At 61.7% G+C, this 6,479-nt stretch carries 6 protein-coding genes and 1 pseudogene; 1 reads left to right on the top strand and 6 read right to left on the bottom strand.

Translation table 11 applies throughout. The features are described from left to right. From ACLKOZ_RS20740 to ACLKOZ_RS20765, 6 genes are all read right to left on the bottom strand, one after another. Positions 1–226 (bottom strand): aldehyde dehydrogenase family protein (locus tag ACLKOZ_RS20740; RefSeq protein ID WP_436477952.1); only part of this gene is annotated, 226 nt, incomplete at its 3' end. A gap of 11 nt (positions 227–237) precedes the next feature. After that, the gene (locus ACLKOZ_RS20745; protein ID WP_436477954.1) at positions 238–1,239 is read right to left on the bottom strand and encodes a D-2-hydroxyacid dehydrogenase; all 1,002 of its coding nucleotides are present in this window, start codon (positions 1,237–1,239) and stop codon (positions 238–240) included. After that, positions 1,236–2,333, bottom strand: a complete 1,098-nt coding sequence (locus ACLKOZ_RS20750) for a tartrate dehydrogenase (RefSeq protein WP_436477956.1) — start codon at positions 2,331–2,333, stop codon at positions 1,236–1,238. Before ACLKOZ_RS20750 ends, ACLKOZ_RS20745 begins: the two co-directional genes overlap by 4 nt. Continuing rightward, a complete protein-coding gene (locus ACLKOZ_RS20755; protein WP_436477958.1) occupies positions 2,330–3,748 on the bottom strand; it encodes an aldehyde dehydrogenase family protein in 1,419 nt (472 codons plus the stop codon). The genes ACLKOZ_RS20750 and ACLKOZ_RS20755 overlap by 4 nt, the downstream gene beginning before the upstream one ends. A gap of 143 nt (positions 3,749–3,891) precedes the next feature. Further along, positions 3,892–5,169 carry an NAD(P)/FAD-dependent oxidoreductase gene (locus ACLKOZ_RS20760; protein ID WP_436477960.1) on the bottom strand — a complete coding sequence of 426 codons (1,278 nt, stop codon included), beginning with the start codon at positions 5,167–5,169 and terminating at the stop codon, positions 3,892–3,894. Positions 5,170–5,195: 26 nt separating this feature from the next. Next, the gene (locus tag ACLKOZ_RS20765) at positions 5,196–5,870 is read right to left on the bottom strand and encodes a haloacid dehalogenase type II (protein ID WP_436477962.1); all 675 of its coding nucleotides are present in this window, start codon (positions 5,868–5,870) and stop codon (positions 5,196–5,198) included. A gap of 359 nt (positions 5,871–6,229) precedes the next feature. Here ACLKOZ_RS20765 and ACLKOZ_RS20770 point away from each other — a divergent pair. After that, positions 6,230–6,479, top strand: a pseudogene (locus tag ACLKOZ_RS20770) (ABC transporter substrate-binding protein); the annotation flags it as partial.

Here is a 6,479-nt window from a genome sequence, read left to right on the forward strand (position 1 = left end):
CCGCGGTCCGCTTCGCCAACGAAATGTCACCCCAGGTATCGGCGGCGGCGCGGGCAGCGGCCACCGTGGCGTCCAGGTCCGCCCGGCTCGCCAGCCGCAACTCCCCGGACACGGCACCGGTGGCCGGGTTATAAACCGGCTGCGTGCGATCGCCCTCGCCGATAGTCTCGGCACCGTTGATGAAGTGGCTGATCCGGGTGAGCGTCGTCGTCGTTGACGTGGTCATAGCGGTATTCCTTATCGGGTGAGCGAGGGCTCGGGAGTCGAGACGAATCCGAGGGACTTATCCACGACGTTTTGCAGCGGTTCGCCGTTGCAGTACCGTTTCAGGTTTTCCACAAAAAGCTTGCCGAGGTCCTCGAGGTAGTCCTCCGTGTCCCCGCTCATATGAGGGGTGATGATGACGTTGTCCATGTCCCAGAGAGCGTGTCCCTCGGGCAGGGGTTCCGGGTGGACAACGTCCAGGGCGGCACCTGCAATGGAACCTGAGGTCAGCGCCTCAGTGAGTGCGGCTGTATCGACCAGTTCACCTCGTCCTACGTTGATCAGCCTGGCGGATGCCTTCATCGCGGTAAGGACTTCAACGCCAACCAGTCCCTTGGTTTCGGCCGTCAACGGGGCCGCGAGGACGACGTAATCGTACTCATGGACAATCCCAGCCAATTCGCCGGAGGCGTGGATGCGGCCAAAATCGGCATCCCCGGGACGGGCTGTCCGGCCGGCACCGTCCGTTTTCATTCCGACGGCGCGGAAGAGTCTGCCGATTTCACGTCCGATGGATCCGGTGCCCACTACCAAAGCGCGTTGGCCCTGGATCTTGCGGGAAACGCGGTGCTGCCAGCGCTGTTGCTGCTGCAACCTATATGAACGCTGCGTGTCCTTGGCCATGTCCAGCACAAAGCCGAGGGCAAACTCAGCGATAGCCGTGCTGAGGACGCCGCGCGAGTTCGTGTAGGTCACGTCACTGCTGATCAGCTCGTCAAAAAGCAACTGGCTCACACCGGCCGCCGACACATGGATCCACTTCAACGAGGCGGCCGCACCCCAGTTCTCCCGCAGGGCCGGCGAGAAGGAGTGCCACTGGTACAGAACGTCTGCGCCGTCCATCGCCGATGCCAGGCCGTCTGCCTTAGTCAGCCTGACTTCGGCCAACTCCTCGATCTCGGAAAGCCGGGGCGGCAGCGCCTCGCGGTAAAGCGCTGCGACCACAGGCCGCCTGCCTCCTGCAGCACCTGTCATGACGCCGCCACTCGGCCGGAGCTGAGCGTGTAGTTGGCGGACAGAGCATCGATGGAGGTAACGACGGCGGCTGTGAATTCCGACGTCGACGACGTTCCGCCGACGTCCCGGGTGCCGAAGCCGTCCCGGAGCGCCGCCTCAAATGCGGCCTGGAGGTGGGCTGCCGCTTCCGGGTGGCCGAGGTGCTCCAGCATCATTGCACCGGACCAGATCTGGCCTACCGGGTTTGCCAGGCCCTTGCCGGCGATGTCCGGGGCGGAACCGTGGACCGGTTCGAAGAGGGACGGGAAGTTGCCCTCAGGGTTCAGGTTGGCGCTGGGAGCCAGGCCGATGGAGCCCGTCACCGAACTGCCCAGGTCCGAGAGGATGTCGCCGAAGAGGTTGGACGCCACAATGACGTCGAAGGTCCAGGGCTTCAGGACCAGGTGCGCGGCCAGGGCATCCACCAGTTCGCTGGTCAGGGTCACGCCGGGATATCCACGCACCGTCTCCTCGACGATCTCGTCCCAGAAGGGCATGGTGTGCACAATGCCGTTGCTCTTAGTGGCGGACGTCAGGTGCCCGCGGCGGGATGCCGCCAAAACCGATGCGAAATGTGCTGCCCGCGAAACTCCCAGCCGGGTAAACACACTCTCCTGCACCGCGCTCTCGTGCGGCAACCCGCGGTACATCCGGCCGCCGACCTCCGAATACTCGCCTTCGTTGTTTTCCCGGACGATGAGCAAGTCGATCGGATGCTTTGCCGCAAGAGGTGATGCGACGCCGTCGAGCGTTTTGACCGGACGCAGGTTGATGTACTGCTGGAATTCACGCCGGATGGGGATGAGCAACCCCCAGAGGGACTCAGCATCGGAGACGTCCGGTGAACCGACTGCGCCGAGGAAGATGGCGTCATGTCTGGCAAGCTGTTCGAGTCCGTCAACGGGCATCATGCGTCCATGGCGGCCGTAGTAGTCAGATCCCCACCCGAAGTACGTAAACTCCAGGTTCAGGGAATGGACCGCTGCGATCCGCTCGAGGCATTCGATGGCAGCAGGAACAACTTCATTCCCGATGCCATCACCGGCAATTACTGCGATGCTGTGCCTGGTCATGGTGTCCGTTCTGTCAGCCAGCCCGGTTGTTGCCGGCGGGCCGGCTCTCCGAGGTTGATGATGGTGCTCTTGGGTTCAGTCATCTCCAGGACGGCGTACTTGACGCCTTCGCGCCCTACGCCTGACTTCTTGAATCCGCCGAACGGCATTGAATCAATACGGACGTCGCTGGTCTCATTGATGACCACGGCGCCGACGTGCAACCGGTCGGCGATGGCCATCGCAAGGTCGATGGATTGGGTGAAGACACCCGCCTGGAGACCGAATTCGGAATTATTCGCTGCATAAATGGCGTCCTGGGCTTCAATGAACGGCATGATGCTGACCACCGGCCCGAACACTTCCTCCCGGATCACCCGGCATTTCGAAGGTACATCGGTCAGGACCGTGGGTTCGTAGTAGGCGCTCCTTCGTTTGCCACCGGTGTGTACGGTGGCCCCGGCAGCTTTTGCCTCCTCCACCCATTCCTCGACCCGACGGGCCTCATCCTCTGAAATAAGAGGACCGACGTCGGTGTTCCGGTCGAGCTTCGACCCTGTCCTGAGCGCCTTGGTACCGTCGATGACAAGTCCGAGGACCTGCTCGAACAGCGAGATATGTACGTAGACGCGCTGCACGGACAGGCAGTTCTGGCCTGCAACGCCGAACGCTCCGGCCACAATCGCCTTGGCTGCGTGGGCAGCGTCAGCATCCGGGCAGACAATCGTGGCATTGTTGCCGCCGAGTTCCGAGATGATCTTCTTGGCGCCTGCTGCGGCGGCAATGCGGTCCGCAGTCCGGGGACCTCCGGTGAAGGAGATCAGATCCACCTGCGGATCCGTCACCAGCGCTTCAGAAACGCCCGGACCGGAAACGATCGCCGCAATGCGGCCCGACGGGACACCCGCTTCAAGCAGCAGCTGGACCAGTGCCAGCCCGGACAGCGGCGTGCGGCCCGAAGGCTTAAGCACGACGCCGTTGCCTCCAATGAGGGCCGGGCCCAGTTTGTGTGCCACCAGGTTCAGCGGATCATTGAAGGGGGTGATCGCCGCGACGATCCCCACCGGCTTACGGCTGTACCAGCCGATCTTGTTTCCCCCGGCCATGCTGTCATCAAAGCCCAGCGTTTCCCCGGTGAGCTCGGTCGAAGCGGCGGCGGAAAGCCGGAGGGTTTCCATGCAACGCCGCACCTCACGCTCCGCCTCGACGATCGTCTTGCTGCTTTCCGCCGCAATGATCTTCGAGAACCGCTCGGACTGCTCGCCCAGAAGCTGCACCGCATTCTCCAGCGCCACGCGGCGTGAACGCAGCGGCCATTCGTCAGTCTGGAGGTGGCGGTGGATGTGCGCGATCCCGCGCCGCACGTCCTGCGGTGTTGAAATGCAGACCCGGCCAAGCAGGATGCCATCTTCGGGATCCCGTATTTCCATGGTCATATCAGTGGTTTGCCACTGGCCTTCGAAAAAGGCACCGCCAGGAAGGCTGGCCACGTTGACGCGGCCGTACCCTGTTTCCTCAGCTGTTTTTGGGCGCGCTTGAGGCGCGGTCGTTGATGAAAGCATAGGAACCCTTACCCTGCCTATTTGACCCGGTCGATGATTTTTGCCGCTGCGCCGATGAAGGGCAGGAACCACGGTGGACCGAAGTGGCCCGGCACGGGCGGATTCTTCAGGTCTTCCCAAACGTTGGCGGACTTGTCCCCGGCCATGTAGTGGGCCATCCTCTTGCCCATGTGGGCGGCCATCTGCACGCCGTGTCCGCTGTAGCAGAGGGAGTAGTAGAGTCCGTCGTGGACGCCGGCGTGGACCATCTGGTCCATGGAAAGGTCCACCAGGCCACCCCAGATGTAGTCCACCTTGGCATTGGAGAGGTAGGGGAAGAGCTCGAGCATGGCCTTGCGCAGGATTTCGGCGCTCTTGACGTCCGAGTCGGGGCTGGACAGCGCAAAACGCGCTCGGCCGCCGAAGAGAAGCCTGTTGTCCGGGGTAATCCGGAAGTAGTAGGTCAGCATCTTGCTGTCCGAGGCCTGACGGCGGTTGGGCAGTATCCGGTTGACCACGTCTTCGGGCAGCGGGTCAGTGACAATGATGAAGCTGCCCACCGGAATGACCCTGCGCTGCATCCACGGCGTGATGTTGCCGGTGTAACCGCTGGTGGCGACCAGGACCTGCTTGGCCCTGGTGATGCCCCGGGTGGTGTGCACGTCATGCACGGTGCCCGAGACCTTTTTCAGCTCGGTTACTGCCGCGTTCTCGCAGATATCAGCCCCGGCGGCAACGGCGGCCCCGGCCAGGCCATGCACGAACTTGCCAACGTGCAGACCCGCTCCCAGCGGGTCAACCATTGCGCCCTGGTAGAAGTCCGTGCCGATTTCGCTGTGGATCTCGGACTTCGGGATCACGGTGACGTGATGGTCCGCCAGGTTGGCCAGCTTCTCCTGCGACTTCAGGAAGCCCTCATAGTGGGACTTGTGGAAGGCCAGCGAGAGCTTTCCAAACCGGTTGTAATCACAGTCGATGCCATTGTCATGCACCAGCTTCTCGATGGTGTCGATGGCATCGTTGTATTCCTGGAACATCTCCACGGCACGGGTGGCGCCGTAGCGCTTGACCGCGGTGCTGAAGCTGATGGCCAACCCGGTTGTCGCCATTCCCCCGTTGCGGCCGGATGCGCCCCACCCCACGGTGTGGGTTTCGAAAACGGCAACGGTGGCGCCTTGCTTGGCAAATTCCAGGGCCGCGGACAGCCCCGTAAATCCGGCGCCGATGATTGCCACATCGACGTTTTCCGGTACCGGAGTCTGCCGGTAGTCTCCGGATGCTTGGGCTGTGTCCAGCCAGTAAGGAATGAGTTTCACGGTTTGACCTTTCGCCTCGAAATCGGTTATAGACCGAGGTGCTTGTTGATCTCGTCCAGGGACTTAGCAGTGGTGAGGTCGTAGCCCTCGCCAATGGGGTCATAGCCACGGTCCAGCATCCAGAGGTTCCGGAAGCCCATGTCGTGCATCGGGTGCATGTCGTACCGGGTGTGCGAGGAGACGTGAAGGAAGTCCTCCGGCTTCGCGTTCAGGGTGTCCAGCATGTACTCGAAGGCCTGGTAGCGCGGCTTGTAGGCCTGGGCCTGCTCGGCGGTGAACACGGCGTGGAAGTCGGCCCCGAGCTTGGGAATGCTGATGTCCAGGAAGCTGTCGTCTGCGTTGGACAGCGCCACCAGCTGGTAGTTATCGCCCATGAGCTTCAGCGGAGCCGGCACGTCCTCGTGCGCAACCCAGCCGCGTACTGCCTCAGCGAACTCGGCACCGGCACCAGGGGTCGGCCCAATGCCCCACCGCTTGCACACGCGGTCAAAGGAATCCTGAAGGATCGCCTCGTAAGGCTTGTAATCGCCAAGGACCTCGTCGAACCGGTATCCGCGGAACTGCTTCTTGAAGGTTGGCCACTGCTCTTCAGAGATGCGGCCATCCAGCAGGCGGCGGGTGGTGGGATCGATATCGAAGTTGATGAGCGTGCCGTAGATATCAAAGGAGATGTACTTCGGCCGGTTATTCGTAGCTGCCATGATTCGTCCGTTCTGTTGCGTCTTGAACGGGAGGCCCGGATGTGTGGCCTGCCGCCTTCCTGTGGTCTGCGCCAGCGGGTTCCTGGGTTCGCCAAAAGGCTCTATTCCCGCTCTTTCTCGACTGTAGATCCGATGATTGTAGATTGTCAACAGTTTGTTAGTGAGATTCTTTCGCAACAAGGGAGCGACAAAAAAATACTCGATTTATTTATCGTCAATTGTTGACAATCTGCGATCTGACCGGTTGCATTGCTGTAGATGCGGAACGAGATCCTGATCACAACCCGCATGGAGCAACACCAAAGCCTGCCCCCATCTCAGCAGAGCACCTCTGCTGAAACCATTCGAAGGGAAGCACGATGAAGACCATCAACAAAATCCAGACGGCAGCCGCAGGGATCGCCGTTGTATTCGCCCTGAGCGCCTGTGGCGGCGCGGCCACCAGCGCTCCGGGATCTGAGTCAAAGACCAACAACACCACCGATATTTCGGAAGGCATCCAGCCTGATGCTGCTGCCGTGGCACTTTTGCCGCAGTCCTATAAGGACAAGGGCGAACTGACGGTCGCGATGGACCTGCACTACCCGCCGACGACGTTCCTCGCGGAGG

Origin of the sequence: Arthrobacter sp. R4, from assembly GCF_051365025.1 — a bacterium.
Taxonomy (GTDB): domain Bacteria; phylum Actinomycetota; class Actinomycetes; order Actinomycetales; family Micrococcaceae; genus Arthrobacter.

Excerpts from the sequence above, each read along its gene's own strand:
- ACLKOZ_RS20755 (WP_436477958.1), bottom strand. The coding sequence starts at position 3,748 with ATGACCATGGAAATACGGGATCCCGAAGATGGCATCCTGCTTGGCCGG.
- ACLKOZ_RS20745 (WP_436477954.1), bottom strand. The coding sequence starts at position 1,239 with ATGACAGGTGCTGCAGGAGGCAGGCGGCCTGTGGTCGCAGCGCTTTAC.
- ACLKOZ_RS20765 (WP_436477962.1), bottom strand. The coding sequence starts at position 5,870 with ATGGCAGCTACGAATAACCGGCCGAAGTACATCTCCTTTGATATCTAC.
- ACLKOZ_RS20750 (WP_436477956.1), bottom strand. The coding sequence starts at position 2,333 with ATGACCAGGCACAGCATCGCAGTAATTGCCGGTGATGGCATCGGGAAT.